The sequence below is a fragment of the Actinomycetota bacterium genome, from assembly GCA_023488435.1.
GTDB lineage: Bacteria > Actinomycetota > Coriobacteriia > Anaerosomatales > UBA912 > UBA912.
Genome location: JAMDCK010000030.1, coordinates 49,416 through 72,123, shown reverse-complemented (window position 1 = coordinate 72,123; position 22,708 = coordinate 49,416). Strand labels below are relative to the sequence as shown.

General features: G+C 52.8%; 26 protein-coding genes. 13 read left to right on the top strand and 13 right to left on the bottom strand.

Annotated features, from left to right (window positions below; translation table 11 throughout):
- Nucleotides 1-4 precede the first annotated feature (4 nt).
- The 12 genes from gcvPA (at nucleotide 5) to M1617_04770 (ending at nucleotide 8,430) form a co-directional block, all read left to right on the top strand.
- Nucleotides 5-1,393, top strand: coding sequence for an aminomethyl-transferring glycine dehydrogenase subunit GcvPA (gene gcvPA / locus M1617_04825; protein ID MCL5887613.1), 1,389 nt, complete (start codon nucleotides 5-7; stop codon nucleotides 1,391-1,393).
- Nucleotides 1,390-2,877 (top strand): aminomethyl-transferring glycine dehydrogenase subunit GcvPB, encoded by a 1,488-nt coding sequence (gcvPB, locus tag M1617_04820; GenBank protein MCL5887612.1) that lies wholly within the window; start codon nucleotides 1,390-1,392, stop codon nucleotides 2,875-2,877. The genes gcvPA and gcvPB overlap by 4 nt, the downstream gene beginning before the upstream one ends.
- 108 nt (nucleotides 2,878-2,985) lie before the next feature.
- Complete coding sequence (locus tag M1617_04815; protein ID MCL5887611.1) at nucleotides 2,986-3,663, top strand: lipoate--protein ligase family protein; 678 nt, start codon at nucleotides 2,986-2,988, stop codon at nucleotides 3,661-3,663.
- Nucleotides 3,664-3,766: 103 nt separating this feature from the next.
- Nucleotides 3,767-4,090, top strand: a complete 324-nt coding sequence (locus M1617_04810; protein ID MCL5887610.1) for a hypothetical protein — start codon at nucleotides 3,767-3,769, stop codon at nucleotides 4,088-4,090.
- Between the two features lie 26 nt (nucleotides 4,091-4,116).
- Nucleotides 4,117-4,377, top strand: coding sequence for a hypothetical protein (locus M1617_04805; protein MCL5887609.1), 261 nt, complete (start codon nucleotides 4,117-4,119; stop codon nucleotides 4,375-4,377).
- A 21-nt stretch (nucleotides 4,378-4,398) separates the two neighbouring features.
- Nucleotides 4,399-4,845 (top strand): FHA domain-containing protein, encoded by a 447-nt coding sequence (locus M1617_04800; GenBank protein ID MCL5887608.1) that lies wholly within the window; start codon nucleotides 4,399-4,401, stop codon nucleotides 4,843-4,845.
- Between the two features lie 5 nt (nucleotides 4,846-4,850).
- Nucleotides 4,851-5,552, top strand: coding sequence for a MerR family transcriptional regulator (locus M1617_04795; GenBank protein ID MCL5887607.1), 702 nt, complete (start codon nucleotides 4,851-4,853; stop codon nucleotides 5,550-5,552).
- The gene (locus M1617_04790; GenBank protein ID MCL5887606.1) at nucleotides 5,549-5,956 is read left to right on the top strand and encodes a hypothetical protein; all 408 of its coding nucleotides are present in this window, start codon (nucleotides 5,549-5,551) and stop codon (nucleotides 5,954-5,956) included. Before M1617_04795 ends, M1617_04790 begins: the two co-directional genes overlap by 4 nt.
- Before the next feature lie 23 nt (nucleotides 5,957-5,979).
- Nucleotides 5,980-6,534: a hypoxanthine phosphoribosyltransferase gene (gene hpt / locus M1617_04785; GenBank protein ID MCL5887605.1), complete on the top strand. Its 555-nt coding sequence runs from the start codon at nucleotides 5,980-5,982 to the stop codon at nucleotides 6,532-6,534.
- Nucleotides 6,535-6,553: 19 nt separating this feature from the next.
- Nucleotides 6,554-7,069: an adenine phosphoribosyltransferase gene (locus tag M1617_04780; protein MCL5887604.1), complete on the top strand. Its 516-nt coding sequence runs from the start codon at nucleotides 6,554-6,556 to the stop codon at nucleotides 7,067-7,069.
- Between the two features lie 69 nt (nucleotides 7,070-7,138).
- Nucleotides 7,139-7,699: a hypothetical protein gene (locus M1617_04775; protein MCL5887603.1), complete on the top strand. Its 561-nt coding sequence runs from the start codon at nucleotides 7,139-7,141 to the stop codon at nucleotides 7,697-7,699.
- 428 nt (nucleotides 7,700-8,127) lie between these two features.
- Nucleotides 8,128-8,430 (top strand): hypothetical protein, encoded by a 303-nt coding sequence (locus M1617_04770; GenBank protein MCL5887602.1) that lies wholly within the window; start codon nucleotides 8,128-8,130, stop codon nucleotides 8,428-8,430.
- 61 nt (nucleotides 8,431-8,491) lie between these two features.
- Here the strand turns inward: M1617_04770 and M1617_04765 are convergent, their stop codons facing one another.
- The 4 genes from M1617_04765 to nrdR all read right to left on the bottom strand — a co-directional run bounded on the left by M1617_04765 (nucleotide 8,492) and on the right by nrdR (nucleotide 11,284).
- The gene (locus M1617_04765; protein ID MCL5887601.1) at nucleotides 8,492-9,820 is read right to left on the bottom strand and encodes an NCS2 family permease; all 1,329 of its coding nucleotides are present in this window, start codon (nucleotides 9,818-9,820) and stop codon (nucleotides 8,492-8,494) included.
- Nucleotides 9,821-9,929: 109 nt separating this feature from the next.
- Nucleotides 9,930-10,388, bottom strand: a complete 459-nt coding sequence (locus M1617_04760; GenBank protein ID MCL5887600.1) for an NUDIX hydrolase — start codon at nucleotides 10,386-10,388, stop codon at nucleotides 9,930-9,932.
- Nucleotides 10,372-10,779: a dUTP diphosphatase gene (gene dut, locus M1617_04755; protein MCL5887599.1), complete on the bottom strand. Its 408-nt coding sequence runs from the start codon at nucleotides 10,777-10,779 to the stop codon at nucleotides 10,372-10,374. The genes M1617_04760 and dut overlap by 17 nt, the downstream gene beginning before the upstream one ends.
- A 58-nt stretch (nucleotides 10,780-10,837) precedes the next feature.
- Nucleotides 10,838-11,284 (bottom strand): transcriptional regulator NrdR, encoded by a 447-nt coding sequence (nrdR, locus tag M1617_04750; protein ID MCL5887598.1) that lies wholly within the window; start codon nucleotides 11,282-11,284, stop codon nucleotides 10,838-10,840.
- A gap of 568 nt (nucleotides 11,285-11,852) precedes the next feature.
- Between nrdR and lexA the strand changes: the two genes are divergently transcribed.
- On the top strand, nucleotides 11,853-12,479 hold the full coding sequence (gene lexA, locus M1617_04745) for a transcriptional repressor LexA (protein ID MCL5887597.1): 627 nt from the start codon (nucleotides 11,853-11,855) through the stop codon (nucleotides 12,477-12,479).
- Nucleotides 12,480-12,498: 19 nt separating this feature from the next.
- On the opposite strand, the gene hflX is transcribed toward lexA, so the two are convergent.
- The 9 genes from hflX to rny all read right to left on the bottom strand — a co-directional run bounded on the left by hflX (nucleotide 12,499) and on the right by rny (nucleotide 22,345).
- Nucleotides 12,499-13,803, bottom strand: coding sequence for a GTPase HflX (hflX, locus tag M1617_04740; protein ID MCL5887596.1), 1,305 nt, complete (start codon nucleotides 13,801-13,803; stop codon nucleotides 12,499-12,501).
- Nucleotides 13,804-13,814: 11 nt separating this feature from the next.
- Nucleotides 13,815-14,972: an LL-diaminopimelate aminotransferase gene (locus tag M1617_04735; GenBank protein ID MCL5887595.1), complete on the bottom strand. Its 1,158-nt coding sequence runs from the start codon at nucleotides 14,970-14,972 to the stop codon at nucleotides 13,815-13,817.
- Nucleotides 14,973-15,101: 129 nt separating this feature from the next.
- The gene (gene dapF, locus M1617_04730; protein MCL5887594.1) at nucleotides 15,102-15,950 is read right to left on the bottom strand and encodes a diaminopimelate epimerase; all 849 of its coding nucleotides are present in this window, start codon (nucleotides 15,948-15,950) and stop codon (nucleotides 15,102-15,104) included.
- 41 nt (nucleotides 15,951-15,991) lie between these two features.
- Complete coding sequence (miaA, locus tag M1617_04725; GenBank protein ID MCL5887593.1) at nucleotides 15,992-16,936, bottom strand: tRNA (adenosine(37)-N6)-dimethylallyltransferase MiaA; 945 nt, start codon at nucleotides 16,934-16,936, stop codon at nucleotides 15,992-15,994.
- Nucleotides 16,937-16,941: 5 nt separating this feature from the next.
- The gene (gene miaB / locus M1617_04720; GenBank protein MCL5887592.1) at nucleotides 16,942-18,318 is read right to left on the bottom strand and encodes a tRNA (N6-isopentenyl adenosine(37)-C2)-methylthiotransferase MiaB; all 1,377 of its coding nucleotides are present in this window, start codon (nucleotides 18,316-18,318) and stop codon (nucleotides 16,942-16,944) included.
- 106 nt (nucleotides 18,319-18,424) lie between these two features.
- Nucleotides 18,425-19,273, bottom strand: a complete 849-nt coding sequence (locus tag M1617_04715; protein MCL5887591.1) for a PHP domain-containing protein — start codon at nucleotides 19,271-19,273, stop codon at nucleotides 18,425-18,427.
- Nucleotides 19,274-19,303: 30 nt separating this feature from the next.
- A complete protein-coding gene (locus M1617_04710; GenBank protein ID MCL5887590.1) occupies nucleotides 19,304-19,576 on the bottom strand; it encodes a stage V sporulation protein S in 273 nt (90 codons plus the stop codon).
- A gap of 129 nt (nucleotides 19,577-19,705) precedes the next feature.
- Nucleotides 19,706-20,797 (bottom strand): ATP-binding protein, encoded by a 1,092-nt coding sequence (locus M1617_04705; protein ID MCL5887589.1) that lies wholly within the window; start codon nucleotides 20,795-20,797, stop codon nucleotides 19,706-19,708.
- A gap of 15 nt (nucleotides 20,798-20,812) precedes the next feature.
- The gene (gene rny, locus M1617_04700) at nucleotides 20,813-22,345 is read right to left on the bottom strand and encodes a ribonuclease Y (GenBank protein MCL5887588.1); all 1,533 of its coding nucleotides are present in this window, start codon (nucleotides 22,343-22,345) and stop codon (nucleotides 20,813-20,815) included.
- Nucleotides 22,346-22,708: the final 363 nt, after the last annotated feature.

The window sequence follows — 22,708 nt, the reverse complement described above, 5'->3', positions numbered from 1 at the left end:
AGCTATGCGATATATTTCGATTACCGCTAGCCAACGCAGGAAGATGCTCGAACAGATCGGATGTGACTCGATCGAGGACCTGTTCGAGGATATCCCTAAGAGCGTCCGCTTTTTGCGACCGCTGGATCTACCGAGTGCACAAAGTGAGATGCAGGTCTCAGCGCGCCTCTCAGCGCTTGCTGAATCCAATATCCCGGCTGGCAGGTTAATCAGTTTCGCTGGTGCCGGTTGTTACGATCACTACATTCCCAGCGTCGTTGACCACGTGATACGACGCCCCGAGTTTTTCACCGCATACACGCCTTACCAGCCGGAAGTCAGTCAAGGAACATTGCAGGCACTATACGAATATCAATCCATGATTTGTGAATTGACTGGCATGGACGTGGCAAATGCGAGTATGTACGACGGGCCGACTGCTCTCGTTGAAGCGATATTCATGGCGACCCGAGTGACCGCCAGGCAATCTGTGCTGTGTGTCGGCGACATGCACCCTGAATGGGTATCAACCATCAGGACCTACTCTAAGAGCGGAAAGTTTTCTCTTATCGAGCTGCCCGAAGACACTTCTACGGGTCGCATTAGTGCCGCTCATATCGAAAACTCCCTGGACCCCAGCCTATTCGTTGATGTCGCTGCGGTAGTCACGCAGAGCCCCAGCTTCTTCGGAGTGATCGATGATATCGCCGCTATGACGACCTTTGCACACGGAATCGGTGCGGTCTCTGTGGCTGCAGTCAATCCTGTCCTTCTGGGCATCTTGAGACCCCCGTCTGACTTTGGTGTTGATGTGGTCGTCGGGGATGGTCAGTCCATTGGTAGCCCGATGTCGTTCGGGGGTCCGGGTTTCGGGTTCTTCGCATGCCGGGGCCGATTCCTGCGGCAGATGCCAGGACGCATCGTCGGCCGAACGGTAGATGTCGATGGAAGAGAGGCGTATACGCTCACTCTGTCGACGAGAGAGCAACATATTCGTCGGGAGAAGGCGACCAGCAATATCTGCAGCAACCATTCACTGAACGCATTGGCTGCAGCGGTTTATCTGTCAGCCGTTGGCGGCAACGGCCTTGCTCAGGTAGCGAAGGCCTGCGTAGATAATGCACGTTTCTTGTACCGGTTGCTTCTCGAAACCGGCAAGTTCACACCTCTTTGGGATGCGCCGTTCGGTTATGAGTTTGCACTGCGGTACTCCGGGGGAAATGTTTCTGAGATGCAACTCAAGATGATCGACCGAGGCTACATCGCCGGTGTCTCTGCAGCCAGGATCGCCGACTTTGAAGGCGTTGGTCCAGCCTCCGGATTGGATCTTTCGGATGTCGTAATATTCGCTGTCACTGAAAAGCGTACCGCAGCCGAGATGATCGCATTTGCGAGGGAGATTGAAACACTGTGATTGAGGAAGAAAGACAAGCAGACACAACTCGTCGACCGCTGATTTTCGAGTTGGGCGACCCTGAATGGTCCTGCCCCAGTGCTGACTCTGCTTCGCCTTCGGAAGGCCCCATCGACGCCATGTTCCCGGGACTTCACCGCGAGTGTCCGCCGAATCTGCCCAATGTGAGCGAGCTCGACATCATGCGCCACTACTCGAGACTTGCTGCGGTGAACTTTGGGGTGGACACTGGCATGTATCCTCTCGGCAGCTGCACTATGAAATATAATCCGCGACTCAATGAAGATGTTTGCCGGTTGCCGGGTTTCGCAGGTCTGCACCCGTATCAGCCGGAGAGTACTGTCCAGGGGATTCTCGAGCTACTTCATGGACTTCAGTCCGCTCTGAGTGAAATCACTGGACTTCCGGGCGTCTCACTTCAGCCATCCGCAGGCGCCCATGGTGAACATACGGCCCTTCTGTGTATACGTGAATTCCACTCGCGCAAAGGTAATCCAAGGCGAAAGGTACTGATCCCTGATACTGCACATGGCACCAACCCCGCAACCGTCAGTCTCTGTGGATATGAGGCTCAGACGATACCCAGCGATTCATCGGGCGGTGTCGACCTCGATGCTCTTTACGCCGCCCTAGGCGAAGACGTCGCCGCAGTCATGCTCACAAACCCGAATACTCTCGGACTTTTCGACCTGAACATTGAGGAAATCACCCGTGCCGTGAGGGCTTGTGGAGCTTTTTCGTACTGTGATGGCGCCAACCTTAACGCCATCATGGGTATCTCCAGGCCGGGTGATATGGGATTCGACTCTCTCCATGTGAACTTGCATAAGACTTTTTCCACTCCTCACGGCGGCGGTGGCCCAGGTGCCGGACCAGTCTGCGTCAGCGAGGAGTTAGCGCCCTTCCTTCCTGGTCCCGTTATTTTGCATGGAGACGACGGGTACAGAATCCATCGGCCATCTGCGTCCATTGGTAGGGTCCGATCGTTTTATGGAAACGTCGGTGTTCTCATCAGAGCCTATGCCTACATCCTCTCTTCTGGAGGAGACGGGCTGCGAGCGATCAGCGAACAAGCAGTCCTTTCAGCCAATTACTTGATGTCTCGATTAAGAGCGGCTTACGACCTCCCTTATAACCGTACATGCATGCACGAATTCGTTCTATCGGCCTCGCCTCAAAAGAGGGCCAACGGAGTCAAAGCGCTCGACATCGGCAAGCGGCTTCTCGACTATGGGATACACCCCCCGACCGTCTACTTTCCTTTGCTGGTTGAAGAAGCCCTCATGATAGAACCCACCGAGACAGAACCTTTGTCAGCGCTTGATCGATTCGTCTCCGCAATGCTCGCTATTGCCGACGAGGCCGAAGCTAACCCTGATGCACTCAAAGCCGCACCACACACCACTGCGGTTCGCCGACTCGACGAAGCCCGGGCCGCACGGGACCCCGATCTTCGCTGGACAGCGAAGAACAGCTCTTCGTAACCTATGCACACTCCTACTTGGCGACTGATCCTTGATCCACCCAGCACGGGATTGAGGAATATGTCGGTTGACAAGGCGATCCAGATATCTCATGCAGCCGGCAACGCAATGCCTACCCTAAGGATATACGGTTGGTGCGAACCCACGCTTTCGCTAGGCCGCTTCCAGGCAGCGGAGGAGGTCAACTTCGATGCTGCGGTCGCTTTTAGGGTTCCAGTAGTCAGACGCCCAACTGGGGGTAGGGGGGTGCTGCACTTCGACGAGGTTACATATTCACTTACTGCAGGAATCGGAGACGGCATTCCACGTGGGGTAGCCACTTCTTATGCGTGGATTCTGCGAGCACTCGTAAGCACTTTCCAGTCAATAGGCATAGATGCATCTCAGTCGAAAAGGAGACAGAGGAGCCGTCACCTGAGCTCTTCGGCCTGCTATGGCAGCCTTACCCCCGCTGATCTTTCCGTGGATGTGAAGAAGTTATCGGGAAGTGCACAGGTCTGGCTGGAGGACACAGTTCTGCAGCATGGCTCACTGGTCATGACGAAGGATGTAGCCACCGAAGCCAAGTTGCTCCGGCTCGACCCACCTCAAACGGAGGAACTGATCGCCTCAACAGTGACGATATCGTCCATATGTTCACCTGAGCCTTCTCCTCAAGTTGTCCGCTCGGCACTTATTGAAGGCTTTACTGATACGCTGGGTGTGCGCTTCGAACATTCATCGTTGTCCGATGAAGAGCATTCTATTGCTGAAGATATTGCTAGCCGATTCATCGTGGTTCCTTGACTCATCCCTCAATCATCAAGCTCAGGTACGACTTGAATGTTCAGAATATCTGCTACAATGGGTCACAGAATACCAGCCGGTAAGTGCGAAAACGGGGGCAACGATGGAAGACCAGCACGACAGAAACGATCCGTTTGAAGAGGCCCTACTCGATCTCGGCAGCAAAACGAACGATGAACTGCGCGAACTGATAGGTAAGATCCGCCTTGAAGAAGAGAAGGTCTCGTATCAACGAAGAATACTCCACGGTCGCATCGACATACTTCGGGCAGAGTTGGTGAACCGGCTCAAATCACAGCATGAAGCCGGCGCTGATTTAATCTCGGGATCAGATGTCGAAAGACTCATCGACATACTGTCCGCCGACAGTAGAAGCCTTTCAAATATTCCGATCCCTCAGCCAAGCCCCGCCGATCCCACCGACTAGAGCATCTGCTCGCTTAGGAGACATCAATGAGTTCGATTGCTGATAAAGTCAAGTTGTTTCTCGATGACCTAGCCACAGACGCCATCGAGGAGCGGGTTGTAGACTACGTGATTCGCGAAGTGCGTAACGGCCGGAAGCTCACTGACGCTCTTCAAGATCCATACGTCAAGAATCGCTTGAGTCCAGAGCGTCTGGAGAAAGTCCTCGAGAACCCCGAGGTTATGAAAGCATTAGAGGATCAAATAGCAGTTTCATTTCAAAGGAAAGAGTTCGGCTTCCAGGACTGACATCCATCGAATGGAGTTCGCGTGGTAAAGTGTCCGTCATGTGGTTCGATTGACGCGGGCGGCCACGCTCGATGCGTCGAGTGCTCAGCAGACCTGTCGGGCTCGACCCAGTCTTTCGCAGCTGTGGTCGATCCTAAAGAGTCCGGGGTCTGTGACGCCGACCCCCTGAACGCCCCTGAGCTGATTGTCACTAGGGGACCGGGAGTGGGAGAGCGCTTCCTTCTCACCGAACCCCTTACGACCATTGGGCGCGATCCGGGATCCCACATATTCCTGAATGACATCACGGTGTCTCGGACACATGCCGAAATCACAAAGTCCGGGTGTGTCCTGCAAATCGTCGACAAAGGCTCGCTCAATGGAATTTATGTCGATGGTATCTTAGTCACCAGTGCTGTTCTTGACGCTGGTGATGTAATTCAAGTGGGCCGTTTCCAGTTGGTGTTCGTTGCGAAGAAGGCTAGGTAGCGCGGATGCAGCGTGATTACATGACTATCGGCGAAGTCGTCGACAGGTTAAGGCAACTCAGCTCAGACGTCTCGATCTCCAAAATCAGGTATCTTGAAGAGGAGGGCTTGATCACTCCAGAGCGCACTGCGGGCGGATATCGAAAATTCTCCTCTACGGACGTAGCGCGGATCGAGATGATTTTGAAGATGCAGCGCGACCTATTCCTGCCCCTCGCCATAATCCGAGAGAAGCTACAAGAGTACGACAAAGGCAAAGTGCCGGCAGAGATGCGCCAGGTTACCGGTATCGCCGAGGCTGCGTCACTGCCCCTTGACGACGCTGTCACCACGCTTCTGGATGACATTCCATCGGCTTTAGGGTTGCCCATATCCTTTGTGAAGGAATTGGAGAGTTTCCAGCTCATAAAGTTCATCACTACCGATCGCGGCTTAGAACTTTCAAATGCCGACACTCAGATCGCACATGTTTGCTGGGACATGAGACGATTTGGGGTCGAACCTAGGCATTTGAGAATGTACGAGACTTTTGCCGAAAGGGAAACCACGTTCTTCTCTCAGATTCTCCTGCCGGCGTTTCGTCATCGCACTCCGGAAAGTAGACAGAAGCTCCTCGAATCCCTCGACGAACTCGTCGCCCTATCTGAGCAACTGACCTCGCATCTCGTTCGGAGATCTTTGGGTCGGGTGTTCGAGGACGTCATGTGATCCCCGAAAGAAAACATCAACAGCGGCGTGAGGACCTCGAATCCATAGGATCAATAGATGACCAATTATTCGCCCACCCCAGCGAGAGGGTCGCTGCACAGATTCTGGACTACTATGAAATCCGCTGGGAGTACGAGCCTACGACCTTTACTCTAGAGCAAGACAGCAAGGGAAACCCCATCTCTTCCTTCACCCCCGATTTCTATCTTCCGGACCTTGATCTATACATCGAACTCACAACAATGAATCAGAAGCTTGTCACACGCAAGAACCGCAAAGTCAGAAGGCTTCGCGAACTTTATCCTGACATCAATGTAATAATCTTCTACCAAAGGGACTTTCGGAACTTGCTTCTCAAGTATGGCCTGCATTCCTCAACCGAGGACATACCTGATAGATCCTGACGCGCTCTCTGTAACGGAGGACCATGATACCTGATAGTGCAACCCATATTCCAGAAGGCGTTCGACAGTATTCGTCTGATGAGATTGCGTTCAGGGTTCAGGAGATTGCTGGTCAAATCACTGCAGATTACGACGGAGAAGAGATCAGGCTGATCACTGTGTTGAAGGGCGGCCTTTTCTTTCTAGCCGACCTTACTAGAGCCATTAATGCTCCTGTTACACTTGATTTCATGGCCATATCTTCCTATGGAGCGGGCTCTTCTGGAGTTGTCAGAATCACCAAGGACCTAGAGGACTCAATTGAGGGGGCGCACGTTCTGGTTGTCGAGGATGTCGTGGATACTGGGCTAACCCTAAGGTATGTTCTAAAGGTCTTACAGGCACGGAACCCAGCATCTATCAAAGTATGCGCTATGTTCGATAAACGTGTACGCCGTATTGTTCGTACGGAAATCGCCTACTGTGGTTTCGACGTCCCCGACAAATTCCTGGTCGGGTACGGCTTGGATTACCTCGGCAAGTATAGGAACCTTCCAGATGTCTGGAGCCTAGATGATTCACTGTTAGCCACCTACTGATTTAGAAGGGATTGAAATCATGCTGCTTGATCATTTCATAAGGGATATTCCGGATTTTCCGGAACGCGGAGTTGTTTTCAAGGACATAACGCCCCTCCTGGCTAGTCCTGATGGATTTGCGCAGGCGATCGAAGTTCTTGGCGCCTCCTATGAAAATGCAGGAATCACAAAGGTTCTAGGTGCCGAGGCTAGAGGTTTCATCTTTGGAGGGGCACTTGCTTTCCGCCTAGGGGCCGGGTTCGTTCCTGCCCGGAAACCCGGGAAGCTCCCATGGGACACAACTTCACATGAATATGAGCTTGAATACGGTAATGACGCTCTGGAGGTCCATACGGATGCGCTTTCCACGTCCGACAAAGTGTTGATCGTTGATGACGTTCTTGCAACTGGTGGCACCGCTGCAGCTAAAGCTGCTCTTGTTCATCAGATGGGTGCTGAAGTGTGTGGTTACGCGTTTCTCATTGAACTCGACTTTCTCAACGGCCGAAGTAAGCTAGGTGATGAGCGGATCGTCTCGCTGATAAGAGTCAAGTAGATCTTGCGTCGATTGCATTGCACGCAAATTGTTTAGGTCGATTACACGTTTTAGCGAAGGATGATTTAGGTGATTGACACTCCGGAGCCATATCTTTGGATCGGCATCGCAGCTGCACTTGCGATCTCTGCGCTTGGAGTGGCATCGTACTTCTTCTATAGAATATTGGCCAAACGATGGATCCGGCGCTCGACAATGCACCTGATTGGTTACCGGGAGCGAATCACAGCTTCCCGCAAGACAATGGAGGCTGTGCTAGAGCATCTGGCTTCTACAAACGAGTCCGGACTTCTTTTATTCGCAACCCATTCCACAGATGAGAACCGTAGAACCCTCACTGAAATCAGTTCCAGAATGCTCATTACTCGAGATGAACTAGATATTCGCCGCCTGCATCCAATCACACACAAGGCAGCAGAAGAACTCGCTGATGCTGCGCATCTGATTGCTATTTACACTCTGCCTTACGAGGGTAATATGTCTCCGGCCGAAACACTTGATGCCCTGTCATGCATAGACTTGAGGGCGATCGCCGAACAATACCTCATCGCAGATACATTGCTTGTTGAACTCTGTATTGCTTATGATGTTGATGAGTCAGTCGTATACGGCGGGGGGCTGTATATATGAGAAGTTCATCCAACCCGAGTTTTCCCAGAAGACTAAGGGCCGTTTTTGGCGTGCTTGTATTGATTGTTGTGACTGCAATCATTTTGACCTGGATTGGTGATTTCCGTGAGGCCCAAAGGGGAGGGGGCACCCTTCGTGATACGACTGAGTCTTCGGATTTACCGACTGAACCAGCAGGACCAAATGGTGCCCAATCGGACAACTCAGCTCAGCAAAGCCAAACATTGATCGTTATTGTGGATGGACTCAACCTACGCGCAGGGCCCGACAGGGGAACACGTTCTCTCAAGGTGCTTTCGGACGGAACCGAGCTGAGAATACTTCAGAAGGATGGTCAATGGTATAAGGTAGAACATCCAGACGGAGTTACAGGTTATGTCATGGGCAATGATGAGTATGTCAGAGTCGACTAAGGACCAAGGAGTTTTGTGAAGAAGATAATCGGGCCCGCAAAAGAGTTCTTCCGGCTGCGCATAGTCAAGCTAAGTGAGTTGGAGGAACCTAGCCTCGACTGGGCAGACGATGTCCTTTACAGGCGTCCTGTCGCCGAAACACTAGGATCGATCGATAGTTATGTTGTCGAGGCGGTGGGAATCCACGATGACTTGGTCATAGGTCTTACTGAGCCCATTGACTCTCACGCAGAGGCTCTCACCTTCCTGGAAGGGGCCGAGGATGACCTCAGGGAATCAACGCTTAGCGATTTCAAAGTGAAGTACTTCCCCAAGTAGAGGCGGAAGTACTTCACTTTACATAAGATATATTATCCGCTATTGTCCAAATCGAATGTCTTCAGTACAAAGCGAGGGCGACAGCGAAGGCAACTCCAGCCAAATACATCAACGGATGCACTTCGACGGCTTTCCTGTGCAGAACTTTGATGATTATGAAGCTGATGAATCCAAGCCCGATTCCCCAAGCGATGTTGAAAGTGAGCGGAATACCAACAATTGTCATAAAGGCTGGAAACGCTTCTTCGAAATCGCTCCAGGATATGTCGGCAATCGTCTTCATCATAAGGAATCCAACGATTATCAGAGCACCCGCCGTTACTGAGCCGGCCCCACCAATCATTGCGATGACGGGTGTGAAGAAGGTAGCAACAGCAAAAAGTAACCCTACAACGATGGCAGTCAGGCCCGTGCGTCCGCCCTCGGCGACGCCGGACGCAGACTCGATATATGTGGTGATAGAGCTGGCGCCGACAGCGCCACCTACCACTGCTGCGGTGGAGTCCACGGCAAGAATGTTCCGGATCTCTGGAACCTGTCCTTTTTCGTCAACGAAGCCGGCCTGTTCGCCAACCGCCACCACAGTCCCCATAGTGTCGAAGAAGTCAGTTAGCATCATAGAAAAGACGAACACCATGACAGCTGGTGTGAAAACGTGCAGCAACGCCATCTGGCCGTCTACCTCCATGAAGGGTGCGCCAAATGTTGAAAAGTCAGGAGCTGCTACGATCTGAGTGGGTAACTGAGTAACTCCGAGTGCCAACGAAGCAGCTGCCGCAACGAGGATGCCCCATAAAATGTCGCCCTTTATGCGCAGCGCCATGAATGCGAAGATTGCTACAAGCCCTACGAGGGTCACCCAAACCGCTTCCTGGGTGAAGTCCCCCAGGGAGACCAAGGTGGCCTCCTTTGAGACGACAATGCCGCCATTTTTGAGTCCAATGAAGGTTATGAATATGCCGATACCGCCGCCGATGGCGCGCTTCAGATTCAGAGGGATGGCATTCATCACCGCCTCGCGAAAGCCGGTCAGAACCAACAACAGTATGATCAATCCTTGGACGAACACGACTGCCATTCCGACCTGCCATGGAACTCCAGCACCTAGAACAACGCTGAACGCTACCATTGCATTCAAGCCCATGCCCGAGGCTAGCGCCAGGGGTCGATTGGTAAGCAGCCCCATTGCCAGGCACATCAACGCTGCGCCAACGGTGGTTGCTGTGGCCAGTGCCGGAATCCACTCCGCAGCTGCATCCCCAAACATGCTGGATAGAATTCCAGGATTCACAAAGATGATGTAGGCCATCGTCATGAACGTAACCACTCCAGCGATGAGTTCCGTTCGTAGATCGGTATTGCGTTCTTTGAATCTAAAGAATGCCTCCATTGTTCCCTTCCCTTTGTCGGTATGTACCCACTCTTTGATTGCTCCTCAGAGTCGGTCGAAACCACTCACGAAAATACGCACCTCTATGGTCTACTCGTCGCTCCTTTCCCTAAGCGTAGCCCGAACCTGTGTACCGTGGCCTGAAACCTGAGACGTCATGCAGGAATGCAATCAAGTCAAGTGCGATCGGGGGCCTAAGGTCTAGGCGGGTCAAATCGTCAGGGTTGACGAAATCTATGCCAACGACTCGATGGTCTAAGGAAGTTTTTGCATAGTGCAAGTCATCGATATGGGCAGAAAAATATATGTTCACTACATGTCGCTGACCCGCAGGATCTATACTGTCATGCACAAATAAGAGATCCTGAGGGCTGCATAGTATTCCAGTTTCCTCAAGAACTTCGCGTTTCAGTGCGTGGTGAAGAGTCTCTCCCCAGTCCACTCCCCCTCCGGGAAGCAGGTGATACTCAAGATGGTCTTTCATGTGGCGAACAAGAACGATTTCATCTCGCCAGATCATAAGAGCAGCTACCCGTATCCTGGGGTTGCGTTCAGCTGGAACTACCAAAGCCTCCCTCTCCCCTTTCCGTGGCGTCAAGTTCGAGAACTTCGACCAACCGAACCGAAGCTATGGGCTGTATGACCAGCTGGGCTATTCTGTCACCACGTTCGATGTGAATAGGTTCATGCTGGTCAAAATTGATAGCAATGACTTTGATCTCGCCTCGGTACTGAGAGTCGATCAGGCCGGGAGAGTTGACTATCCCGAGTCCTGAGCGTAGGGCTAGGCCACTCCGCGGCTGAACAAATGCTGCATAGCCTATTGGCAAGGCTATTGAGATTCCGGTCGAAATCAGCTGGCGCTCACCCGGCATGAGGGTGACGCGATGCGTGGAGGAGAGATCCAGTCCTGCGTCGCCTGGATATGCGTACTCTGGAAGCGGAACCTCGCTGTCCAAGCGCTTTATGTGAACCTCGGTCAGTGGAACCCTCTCCTAGAGGAATGAACAGATGTGACTATTCGATAACACGCAGCTCTGTGTAAAACTCATCCAGATCCTGGAATGATTTGTATACAGAGGCAAATCGGATATAGGCGACCTTGTCGAAGTCCTGCAGATATCGCAAAACTATATCTCCCAGCTCGACAGAGGAGATTTCGTAGCGAAGCGTATTGTGCAGGTCCTGCTCGATGTCGGCGATCAACGCCTCGAGTCTCTCAATCGGCACATTGCGTTTTGCAGTTGAGACCACCAATCCTCTAAGCAACTTACCACGATCAAAAGGCTCAGTGGAACCGTCCCTCTTGACTACCATGAGAGGCATCTCTTCGCGACGCTCATAGGTTGTGAATCTTGAGGAGCACCCGAGGCACTCACGCCTGCGTCGTATTGCCTCGCCAGACTCTGAGACACGAGAGTCGACAACTTTGGTTTCTTCATTAGAGCAGAACGGACACCGCATAGCTTCCCCTAGATGTTGACGTTTGCAGACTATAACATACAACATGTGGTGGGAAAAGTGAATGGTGAAACAATACTTTTACGGTGAAGCAAAATCAGTGTCCATTGGATGCTGTCGGTACGATTACGGCCTCCCCCGGATTGAGCCCGGAATCGTTCTTGGAATTCATTAGTCGAATGAGGGCGACTGTCTGAGCAGTATCAAGGCCCTGCACCGGATTCTCCTCCGCTAATGACCACAAGTTTTGTCCGGATCCAACGACTACTATCCTAGCATTCTGGGGCATAGCCACATCGTGCCTTGTCACACTCAAATAACCAGAGGCAACAACAACCAGAAGCATGATCGAGGCAAGCATCACATCGATGGCAGTGCTGCCAGTCGACCCAGTCCGATGACTTCTTCGGTTAGTAATTTCACAACTCGATTTCATTACAATGCCTTCCGTGATTGCCCGAAACTGTTATTACCATAGCCCTCGGGTCTGACATTCTTGCGGGGATCCGATTGCCGCAATACCGAGAATGCGCTAAACTCAATCGAACATACTTTCGTATCGGGAGAGTCCATGGCTTACACGCGTAGCCTCACGCGAAGGCAACAGCAGATCCTCGATTTCATCAGGTCCGAGGTTCACCGGAAGGGTTTTCCCCCATGTGTGCGCGACATTGGTCAAGCAGTGGGTCTCTCCTCGCCGTCTACCGTTCACGCACACCTTGTAGCACTTGAGAAGAAGGGTTACATCAAGCGTGACCCATCAAAGCCTAGGGCCCTTGAGGTTCTCGATTACAGGGATACCGAACGCGGTGTCGATTACACCCAAGTCTTGGCGGTTCCTATTCTTGGGAAGGTAGCGGCCGGTCAACCTATTCTGGCCGCTGAGAACATAGAGTCGACCATCAGCCTGCCACTTGAATTAGCATCTGAATCAGCATTTGTGCTCAAGGTCCAGGGTGATTCCATGACTGAGGCTGGGATCCTGCACGGTGATCATGTAGTTGTCAGGCATCAGAGCACCGCTTCTAACGGAGACATCGTGGTTGCCCTCCTTGACGGTGAGTCAACTGTGAAGCGCTTCTTCCTGGAAGAGGGAGCTGTTAGGTTACAGCCCGAGAACCAACACCACGAACCGATCTATTCCACAGATGTGACGATACTCGGTGTAGTCATCGGGTTGTTTCGCAAAATCAAATGACTCTTGAAGACTTTTGCCCTCAGCCCTGCTGATTTTCTGTAAACTCCTCGAACTTACCCAGAAGCTTGCTGGGGACTCGAGCCGTCAGGTTAGTGCCAATCTCGTTGTGGCTCTCGGCAATCACATGAGCTTGCTCATAAGCAAGCATCACTATGTCGCCACGCGTATATGGAATGACAAGGTTCAAGACACGACTGGCCCTGGCTGCTTCATGGATAATCCTGTCTACCAGAACATCCAACCCAACCCCCGTGAGTCCCGATGTGGAGACAGGTGTATCGAAATGTCCGGTCAATCGAGCGAGCTGATCATCAGAAGTTTGGTCGATCTTGTTCAGGACCTCTATCTGAAGCACATCGTCCGCACCGATATCCGCAAGTACTCCGCGAACCGCATTAGCCTGTGCAATCGCCTGGGAGTGTGAGGCATCGATAACATGCAACAGTAAGTCCGCCTCCCCGACTTCGTCCAAGGTAGATTTGAACGCCTCGACCAGTCCGTGAGGCAATTTGTTGATGAAGCCTACTGTGTCAGTAAGGGTGACGGTTCTCCCGTCTGGAAGGACGAGTCTTCGGGTGGTGGAATCCAGTGTTGCAAACAGCATGTCGTAGGCGATGACGTCTGACCCGGTCAAAGCATTCATCAACGTTGACTTGCCGGCATTAGTGTAGCCAACCAAGGCTATACGAAAAACTCCACTGGCCCTTCGCTGGCTTCGTTGAGTTGCTCGCGAAGAGGCCACGCGCTTGAGCTGTGATCTAACAACAGATATCCGCTTCCGGACTAGACGTCGATCGGTCTCCAGCTGGGATTCGCCTGCCCCGAAAATGGCACCCTTTCCCCCTCCGAGACGCTCTTTGACAAGGTGTCCCCACATTCCCCTAAGGCGCGGAAGAAGGTACTCGAGCTGTGCGAGCTCTACCTGCAACTTACCTTCCTTGCTCGCTGCATGTTCGGCGAATATCTGCAGAATCAAGCCAGTGCGGTCCATCACGCGAACGTCACCGAACGAGTCGGCCAGGGCCGCATCTTGACGCGGTGTGAGTTCGCCATCGATTATCACCAGATCTGCCGAAAACGACTTGGCGAGTTGGACAACTTCTTCAATCTTGCCTGGGCCGAGAAGGGTGTGAACACGAATTCTGTCGACGCGCTGGAAGGTCTGAGCAACAACATCACAGTGAAAGGTTTCGGCGAGCCGTGTTAGCTCTCCGAGGGACTCTTCAACGGGCCACTCGCGGTCTCCAGAGTCAACGCCCACTAAGACGGCGCGTTGGCGCCGATCTTCCCTCTCCCACTCAGGAGGTCTGATCCGTCCGCCCATTCAGCTCCTCATCACAGGGTGGCTTTTATGCGGTCCAGTGCCTCGGCGAGTCGGTCATCTGGGGTCGCTAGTGAGATTCTGACGTAACCCTCTCCGCTGGGTCCATAGGCGTTGCCCGGGGCAACAATGACGTTAGCCTCTTCGAGAACCTTGGTCGCGAATGAAGCGGAGTCGTGTCCACTTGGAACCTTTACCCATACGTAAATTGTACCCTTCGGGATCCTGGCTGAAAGGCCTGCGTCGGCGAGAGCATCCATGACCATATCCCTGCGTCTCTGGTAGACATCCGAAAGCTCATCCGTGATATCTTGTGGTCCAAGCATGGCCTCGATCGCGGCATCTTGTACAGCGGTGAAGGCGCCAGAGTCTATATTGCTCTTGACAGTGCCTAGAGCCTTTATTGCCGAGGGGTTGCCGGCAGCGAATGCGATTCTCCAGCCAGTCATGTTGTACGATTTAGAGCAACTAAAGAACTCTATGGCGACCTCTTTCGCGCCCGGACGCTCCAAAATGCTGATAGGCTTGTACCCATCAAATCCTATCTCACTGTAAGCATTGTCATGAATCAGCAACAGATCATGCTCCTTTGCGAAAGCAATAGCCCGATCAAAGTACTCAGGAGTAGCTATAGCAGAGGTTGGATTGTTTGGGTAAGAGATGAACATCATCTTAGCGCGCTTGAGGACTTCGGGTGGACAACTCTCGAAGTCAGCGAGAAAGTCGTTCTCCTCGGTCATGGGCATGAACCAGCTCTCGCCGCCAACGAGGATGCCTCCGGTGTGGTATACCGGATAACCCGATCCGGGTACCAATGTGACATCCCCCGGGTCGACATAAGCGATGAACACGTGGGCGATGCCCTCCTTGGAGCCGATTAGCGCTAGGACTTCGGTATCGGGGTCTAGCGAGACTCCGAATCTGCGATTCATCCATTCGGCGCAAGCTTCGCGATAGCGCTTGGCGCCGAAGTAGCTGGGGTACTGATGGTTCGACGGGTCTTGGATCGCCTCGGCCATCGCTGCGATGATGTTTTCTGGTGTGGGCAGGTCAGGGTCGCCTATTCCCAGTGAGATGACATCGATGCCTTGAGCGATTTTCTCTTCCTTCTTTCGATCGATCTCAGCGAAAAGATATGGAGGCAGGTTGGCGATGCGGTTGGCTGTTCTCACTGTTCTTCGTTCCTGTTTCTCTTGTTCCAATATGACCGTGCTTAACAATAGCTCATTGGTAGGGTAACTTACAGCCGAGGAGGGGGACTCCAGCGCAACCGAGTGAAAAGAGCAATCTAGCTCAACCGACTATCTCACTCGTCCCTCGAAAACATGGGTGGCGGGACCAGTCATGAAGACAGCTCCACCCTGTTGCCACTCGATGAGAAGCTCTCCCCCAGGCAGCTCTACTACCACACGTTCATCAGTTGCGGAAGCAAGGACAGCAGCGACTACAGTCGCACATGCACCTGTTCCGCAAGCCTGGGTCTCGCCAACTCCCCGCTCCCATACTCGCAAGCGAATACGTGTGGGGTCAAGGATCTGAGCAAACTCAACATTTGTCTTGGCAGGAAAGCTGTCGTGGGATTCAATCAGTGGACCAACTGTCAGCACTGGAGCAGCATCGAGGTCGTCGACCCAGATTACCGCGTGCGGATTTCCCATCGAGACTGCGGTGACATCGAAAGAGCCCTCAGAAGTCTCGACTGACCGCTGAAAGACTATGTCTCCCTCAAAAGTAGAGGGAATATCACTTGGTGCTAGCTTTGGCTCACCCATGTCCACGGTAGCCGATGACATTGTTCCGCACTCATCAATTTGGACGTCTATTGAACGAACTCCACCCAAGGTCTGGACATACAGCTTGGGTGTCCCAGGGGGAACCAACTCTTTGTCTATCAGATACTTGGCGAAACAACGGATGCCGTTGCCGCACATCTCTGCCTGGGATCCATCGGCGTTGTAGTAGTGCATGTAGGCGTGTGCGCCAGATTCGGTGGCGGGGCGAACGAAGATCATCCCATCGGCGCCAACGCCGAAGTGCCTATCGCAAAGCTGCGCGATCTTGTTTGCAGGAAGGTCGAGTACGGCGTCCAGATCGTTGACGATGATGAAATCATTTCCGAGGCCATGCATCTTCGTGAATTCTAACAGCATCTCAATCCCCTTGAAGTCCAACGAAGTCTATTTGGAGCAGATTACAGTACAGCACGTGCGGCGGCAACAGCGGTGACTATCCGGTGTGCACACGCGTCCACGTCAATATCGGTCATCTCGATCCATTGGATGCGCCTGTCGCCTCGCAGCCATGAAAGCTGGCGTTTAGCATACCTCCGCGTTGCCTGCGCGACCGCAGCCGAAGCAGCCTCCAAGTCAACGGTGCCCTCGAGAACCGGAAGGAACTCCTTATAACCGATTGCTTGAATAGAGGTGAGAGCCTCTGCATAGCCAGCGTCAACGAGAGCCTTGACCTCGTCCAGTAAGCCATTCGAAAGCATCGACTGCACCCGTGCATCGATGGCCGCGTACAATATTTTGCGATCCATTGAGAGCCCGAATCGCAATGCGCGATAGATGTCTTTAGGGGTAACGAATTCCGCATGACGCTCCGAATAGCTCAGTCCTTGAGCAGCCATCTCCAGCGCGCGGATGACGCGTCGTACATTATTTGGATGGATACACTCAGCAGAATCCGGATCCAGTCTGCGCAGGCGTTCATGAAGCGCTAGGGAGCCTAGCCGACGAGCATCCGCCTCAAGAGCAACTCTGCTAGGTGAGTCGATACTCCCTGTCGGAAATCGGAAATCCTCAAGAGCGGCTCGCACATAGAGTCCAGTCCCCCCAACTAGGATTGGGATTCGGCCGCGGTTGCAAATATCCTGGATGGCCTGTCTGGCCTCCTGTTGGTACATGGCCGCAGAAAATGGCTTTCCGGGATCGACCAGATCGATGCAATGGTGACGGATTGTACCATCAAGCATGGGTTTGGCGGTCCCAATGTCCATCCCGCGGTACACCTGCATCGAGTCCGCGCTGACGATCTCGCCGTCAAGAAGCGTTGCCACACGATGGGCTACCGCCGATTTACCCACAGCGGTCGGACCCATAATGGCCACGACAATAGGAGGGTCGGGGTCAAGCACAATGATCAACTTCGATTGAACGGCGAATCGAGAGTACGATCCGCAGCCGATGCATTGATACTAGAGTCCACAGAGCTAGTGCTCACAGGCTCTGTCGAGATGATCCTTCCCGTCAGATGCCAAGTGCGCGCGTCAGAAATCAATACTTCCGCAAGCTTGCCAACCATGTCCTCGATGGACAGCGTGTCGCTGAGCGGAGCGTGAACGACCTTGTTGCCCTCCGTCCTTCCCGAAAGCATTAGCGGGTCTCGGCGGGATCGACCTTCGACTAAGACGAGTTGATTGGTTTCTATCAGCTCTTTGTTCTTTGTCAAAGCGGATGAGTGGATAACCGGAATGAGTGCGTCGAATCGTTCTTGCATCACTTCACGGGGAATTTGGTTATCTATGCCGTAAGCCGGTGTACCCTCTCGAGGCGAATACATGAAGGAGAACGCCTGATCAAAACGACACGTTTCTACAAGATCCAATGTGGCCTGAAAGTCTGAATCAGTCTCACCAGGGAAGCCAACAATGACATCCGTGGAAAGGGCAAGCCCAGGAATGCGCTCGTACAGTCGATGGACTACATCCAGATACTGCTCCGACGTGTAGCCGCGGTTCATTGCTCCAAGTACCTGATTGGAACCGGACTGTACGGGCAAGTGCAGGGCGTTACAGATGGCGTCGGTAGACGCCATAGCCTCAATGGTGTTGTTCGAAAGATCTTTAGGGTGGCTTGTGGTGAATCGAACTCGCGGAACTCCCATCTGGGAGATCTTGTCGAGAAGTACGTGGAATCGCGGTGCACCGTAAAGGTCCCGCCCCCATGAGTTCACGTTCTGACCTAATAGGGTGACCTCCATCACGCCGTCTTGAAGGAGGCGTTCAATCTCCCTCAGGATCGATGCTTCAGTACGTGACTTCTCGTTACCGCGAACTGCGGGAACGATACAGTAAGCACAATGGTTGTCGCAGCCTGTCGCAATTGGAACCCATGCGTGATACGAATGCTCCCTTCGGGCGGGAAGATCCGAAGCAAAGTCGTCAGATGATTGGAGGACTTCAACAACTGGGTTCACCGAGAAGGATGCCATATCGAGAAGGTGTGGCAGTCGTCCCACATTATGTGTTCCAAAGACAACATCAACATGCTCGAAACGATCGACAATCGAAAGTCCATCCCGTTGCCCTATGCATCCACCTACAGCAATTAGGACCTCGGGTTTTCGGGTCTTGAGCTCACGCAAGCTGGAGAGTTGGCCAAAGAATCTGTTATCTGCGTTGTCACGAACGCAGCAGGTCATAAAGACGATTGCGTCAGCAGCTTCTGGATCATCTGCGGAGTCCATGCCCTCAGCCTCAAGCAGCCCTGCGACTCTCTCGGCATCGTGCTTATTCATCTGACAGCCAAATGTGCGTATGAAGTAAGTGTTCATGACGCTAGAGTCTATCACGGGTGAGGCGACATGGTAGGAGGTGAAAATCAATCAATATCATGTCATAGAATCATTCGATCATCGCAGTCAGACGATCCAGCAGACTCGGGTCATCGGACGCTGCCAGAAAGCGAGCAACGTCCGATACAGGAATTTCAGAGACTCCAAAGCGACTCGCTAGCGAGTCGATGCCGTGAAAGTCGGATCCTCCGGTAATAATCAGGTCGAACTTTGCGGCAAGAAAACGATAGTGTTCGACCTGCTCGGGAGTGTGCAGAGGATGATAGACTTCAATCCCCGCTAGGCCGGCCTCAACTAGGATTGGGAGAAACCTATCCACGCCGTTGATACCCGGATGAGCCAGTACAGCGCAGCCACCTATGCGCGAGACCATTGAAAGCAAAGCGATAGGATCCGCAGATTCCTTTGGAAGATAGAATGGCCTCCCCTGGCCGAGGAACCGGGAAAATGCATCGGAGACATCAGTAGCAACGTTGCTGGAGACAAGCGCCTTGGCCAGGTGTACGCGCCCGATGACGCCATCCCCTGACTCATGCACCACCTCGTCGAAGTCAAGTGGTACTCCGAACTTGCGAAAGAGATCGACGGTTCGTCTGGCGCGACAAACTCTGGCATGACGCAAGAAGTCCAACTGTTCGATCAATATTGGGTCGGTATGATCTATGAAATATGTCAGAATATGGAGTTCTGTCTCGGCAAGAATGGCAGAGAATTCAACCCCTGGAACAAAGATGAGATCGAGTTCGTCGGCCGTCTGCGCAGCGGCCTCTATTCCCCCTATAGAATCATGATCCGTAAGAGAGAGGGCCAGGAGCCCCTCGTGATCGGCTTTTTCGACTAATTGCCTGGGGGTCAGGTGACCATCGGACTGGTTGCTGTGAACATGAAAATCAAACACTATCGATACACCACAATCGAGTCGACGAAACTATCCACTCATGTTGTGTAGTTCAACGAGTAGGCGTATCGCTGTTCGTTCCTCGCCGTTGATCTCGATATCAGCGAACGCAGGCACGCAGCTGAGATCCATGCCTGAGGGTGCCAAGAATCCGCGAGCGATCGCAATGGCCTTGATTGCCTGATTGAGGGCACCGGCCCCCACCGTCTGCATCTCAACTGCACCGTGTTCACGCAGTGTTCCAGCGAGTGCACCTGCAACCGAGTTCGGGTTGGACTTTGTAGAGACCTTTAGGACTTCCACTGTTTCTCCTTGTTCGAAATCTACTTAGACAGGCAATTGGTTTGCCGGCTGCATATAGTCTTTTGATCCTAGTGGTTCATATTAGGTTCATTGAACTAAGCTTAATCATATCCAATCCTATCAGGAAAATCAGTCCTCTTTGTCGATTTCGAATCGGACATGGATAGCGTCTCGTGTCACGCGTATTCGAGGCTCTTCCTTCATGTAGATGAAGTATCTCTCGGCAAGCCCATCGAAAGCAGCGGTAATTCCGCGACGAAACTCAATGAGGTCATCCGAGTGGATCTTAAGTCCTTTTCGGTTCTTATAGATATCAGGTGGTTGATCAACAGTGGTATCTTGCTCGATAGCGTTGCATATCTCCAGTATCGGGGGGAGTGCCTTGCCCTCGCCCGAGAGAACACGGTGGGCTGTACGCTCCGAAATCTCTAGACCTATCGAGGACGCAACGACAACCAACTCTGCCGCATCCATTGACGCAGCCAAGCGTTGCCATACATTCAATCCCTCGACATCATCGACGAGAAGAACCCCCGAGGACTCAGCCCCGCTCACAGCCAAAACGAACATAGTGGCGGCTACTTCAGCGTGAGACCCAATGTAGACTTGGATCTCAGGATGCTGGCATGCAAACTCGACCACAGACCTAAGGATATTGTGCGGCCCCCTAGTAACGACGGGTGACCCCTGCTCAGATAGATCAACGATGGGCCAAGTGGACTGGTCGGACCGTTCAGGTAGCGTCTGACAGTTATTCGAAAAGACGATTGCGGAACCAAGCCCGGTGGCAGATGCGGCAACTCGAACATCAGGCGCATTGGCCTTGATGCTGTATAACGCCATACCCCGTCCATGCACCCCCCAGGAGTCGATAACCATCGAATCAAGTTTCGATGTGACACGTGGTTCAAAGATTCGCTGGTGCATAGAAAGCGGGACTCCTATACCGTCATCAATGACTGCAATGGAGCGGATGTCTCCCGAGCGACTGGAGGCGATGAAAATTCGACTCGCTCCAGCATCGCGTGAGTTTCGAAGCAGCTCTATAACGACGTCTTCGACACTGCGAATATCGTGCTTCGCCTGTCGCCTCTCGGCTTCAGATGTGTGCAGTCTGACGAAGCCATCTCCAAACGCTTCCTCGACCTTGCGATAGGAGGTCCCCGAAACACTTGTGACCAAATCGAGAAGGGCGCGATTCTCTTCACTCATGTCATCCATCTCAGGGTCGTCAGACTACTTGGCATACTCCACGACTCTGCGTTCGCGAATTACAATCACCTTGATCTGTCCAGGATACTCGAGTTCAGCCTCAATTTGCTTAGCGATGTCCCTGGCTAGGACAACCGAATCGGAGTCGCTGATCTTGTCCGGCTTGACCATGACCCGAATTTCACGGCCGGCTTGCATGGCGTAGCTCTTTTCAACACCCGGATGGGACTGTGCGACCGCCTCAAGCTTCTCCAGTCGCTTGATGTAGCTTTCAAGCGTCTCTCTCCTGGCACCAGGACGGGCAGCAGAAATAGCATCTGCGGCTTGTACGAGAACGGCTTCTACAGTCGTTGGTTCCACGTCACCATGATGCGCTTCAATGCAGTGTAAGACCGACTTCGGCTCGTTCATCCGGCGGGCCAAATCGGCACCAATGACCGCATGAGGACCTTCTATATCGTGGTCTATGGCCTTTCCGATGTCATGCAATAAGCCAGCCCTCTTCGCAAGTTCTACATCAACCCCCAGTTCAGCGGCCATGACGCCGGCTAGGTGGGCAACCTCCAGGGAATGCTTCAGGACATTTTGGCCATAGGATGTACGGAACTTCAGCCTACCGATGGTTCGAATGAGCTCGCCATGTAGTCCGTGTATCGTAGCGTCGAAGGCAGCCTGTTCGCCTGCTTCCTGGATGATTTGATTGACCTGGAGTTCGGCCTTATTGAATAGCTCCTCAATACGTGCAGGATGGATACGCCCGTCAGCAATCAGAGACTCTAGGGTGACACGCCCGACTTCCCTGCGAACAGGATCGAAGCTCGAAAGAACCACAGCTTCAGGGGTGTCATCAATTATCAAATTGATGCCTGTCATCTGCTCAAAGGCCCTGATATTGCGACCCTCTCTGCCGATTATACGACCCTTCATATCATCACTGGGAATGTGCACAACGGAAACGGTAGACTCGGCCGAATGATCAGCAGCGACACGTTGAATCGCAACCCCAACTATGTTGCGAGCCTTCTTGTCGGCCTCCTCACGTGCAAGCGCCTCGGCTTCCCTGATCATGGCCGCAGCGTCCTGCTTGACCTCCGACTCGATCTGGCTGAACAGTTGAGTCTTTGCTTCATCGCGCGTTATTCCTGCGATGGACTGCAGGCGCTCGTTGTGAGCGTCGATGAGTTCGTCGAGATCCTTCTCCTTCTTGGCGATTTGACCTTGGAGTGAAGAAAGCTGATGCTCTTTTTTGTCCAGGGACTCGATTCGTCTGTCAAGATTCTCTTCGCGATGGGTGAGACGACCCTCCATGGCGGAGAGTTCTTTTCTGCGCTCTTTGATTTCAAGATCGGTCTCTTGCTTGAGGGCGAAGGCTTGATCCTTGGCCTCAATCACAGCTTCTTTGCGTAGTGTCTCGGCTTGCCTGGTGGCATCTGCAATCAATCGTTCGGCCTCTTCGCCGGATCGCTCAATTCGACCTTTCAGAATAAATCGATTAGCAAGGTATCCGACAACGGCGCCGATGATTAGTGCGATGACGATGAGTAGCATGTCGTTCATCGTTGCGCTCCTCCCAACTGTTTAGTTGTTCGTCTAAATGGCTCGGTGATGTACGGTCTAGTACAGCACGCGCTTAGTGCAGTGTGTACACTCGATCCGGTGTGTCGACTAAAAGTGAACAGCTAAGGAACGATTGTAGGATCGCAACCGTGGGTAACCGCAGTAAACAGTGATTCAGGCCCGGAATCCCGAGCCCGTCAGGTCAACAGCAAGTACACCAATCAAAAAGCCTAAGGCGCACCTGATGTGCGGCACACGGCGTGAAATCCAATAACACCTGCTCAATAGTAAGTCTCGGATGCAGATAAATCAAGAAAGGCGCCATTTGCACACGAAAATACCCAGACGGAATGATGGGTGAAG

Excerpts from the sequence above, each read along its gene's own strand:
- gcvPA (MCL5887613.1), top strand. The coding sequence starts at position 5 with ATGCGATATATTTCGATTACCGCTAGCCAACGCAGGAAGATGCTCGAA.
- M1617_04805 (MCL5887609.1), top strand. The coding sequence starts at position 4,117 with ATGAGTTCGATTGCTGATAAAGTCAAGTTGTTTCTCGATGACCTAGCC.
- M1617_04815 (MCL5887611.1), top strand. The coding sequence starts at position 2,986 with ATGCCTACCCTAAGGATATACGGTTGGTGCGAACCCACGCTTTCGCTA.
- M1617_04795 (MCL5887607.1), top strand. The coding sequence starts at position 4,851 with ATGCAGCGTGATTACATGACTATCGGCGAAGTCGTCGACAGGTTAAGG.
- M1617_04780 (MCL5887604.1), top strand. The coding sequence starts at position 6,554 with ATGCTGCTTGATCATTTCATAAGGGATATTCCGGATTTTCCGGAACGC.
- miaB (MCL5887592.1), bottom strand. The coding sequence starts at position 18,318 with ATGAATAAGCACGATGCCGAGAGAGTCGCAGGGCTGCTTGAGGCTGAG.
- lexA (MCL5887597.1), top strand. The coding sequence starts at position 11,853 with ATGGCTTACACGCGTAGCCTCACGCGAAGGCAACAGCAGATCCTCGAT.
- M1617_04765 (MCL5887601.1), bottom strand. The coding sequence starts at position 9,820 with ATGGAGGCATTCTTTAGATTCAAAGAACGCAATACCGATCTACGAACG.
- hpt (MCL5887605.1), top strand. The coding sequence starts at position 5,980 with ATGATACCTGATAGTGCAACCCATATTCCAGAAGGCGTTCGACAGTAT.
- M1617_04705 (MCL5887589.1), bottom strand. The coding sequence starts at position 20,797 with ATGGATGACATGAGTGAAGAGAATCGCGCCCTTCTCGATTTGGTCACA.
- hflX (MCL5887596.1), bottom strand. The coding sequence starts at position 13,803 with ATGGGCGGACGGATCAGACCTCCTGAGTGGGAGAGGGAAGATCGGCGC.
- M1617_04810 (MCL5887610.1), top strand. The coding sequence starts at position 3,767 with ATGGAAGACCAGCACGACAGAAACGATCCGTTTGAAGAGGCCCTACTC.
- dapF (MCL5887594.1), bottom strand. The coding sequence starts at position 15,950 with ATGCTGTTAGAATTCACGAAGATGCATGGCCTCGGAAATGATTTCATC.
- nrdR (MCL5887598.1), bottom strand. The coding sequence starts at position 11,284 with ATGCGGTGTCCGTTCTGCTCTAATGAAGAAACCAAAGTTGTCGACTCT.
- rny (MCL5887588.1), bottom strand. The coding sequence starts at position 22,345 with ATGAACGACATGCTACTCATCGTCATCGCACTAATCATCGGCGCCGTT.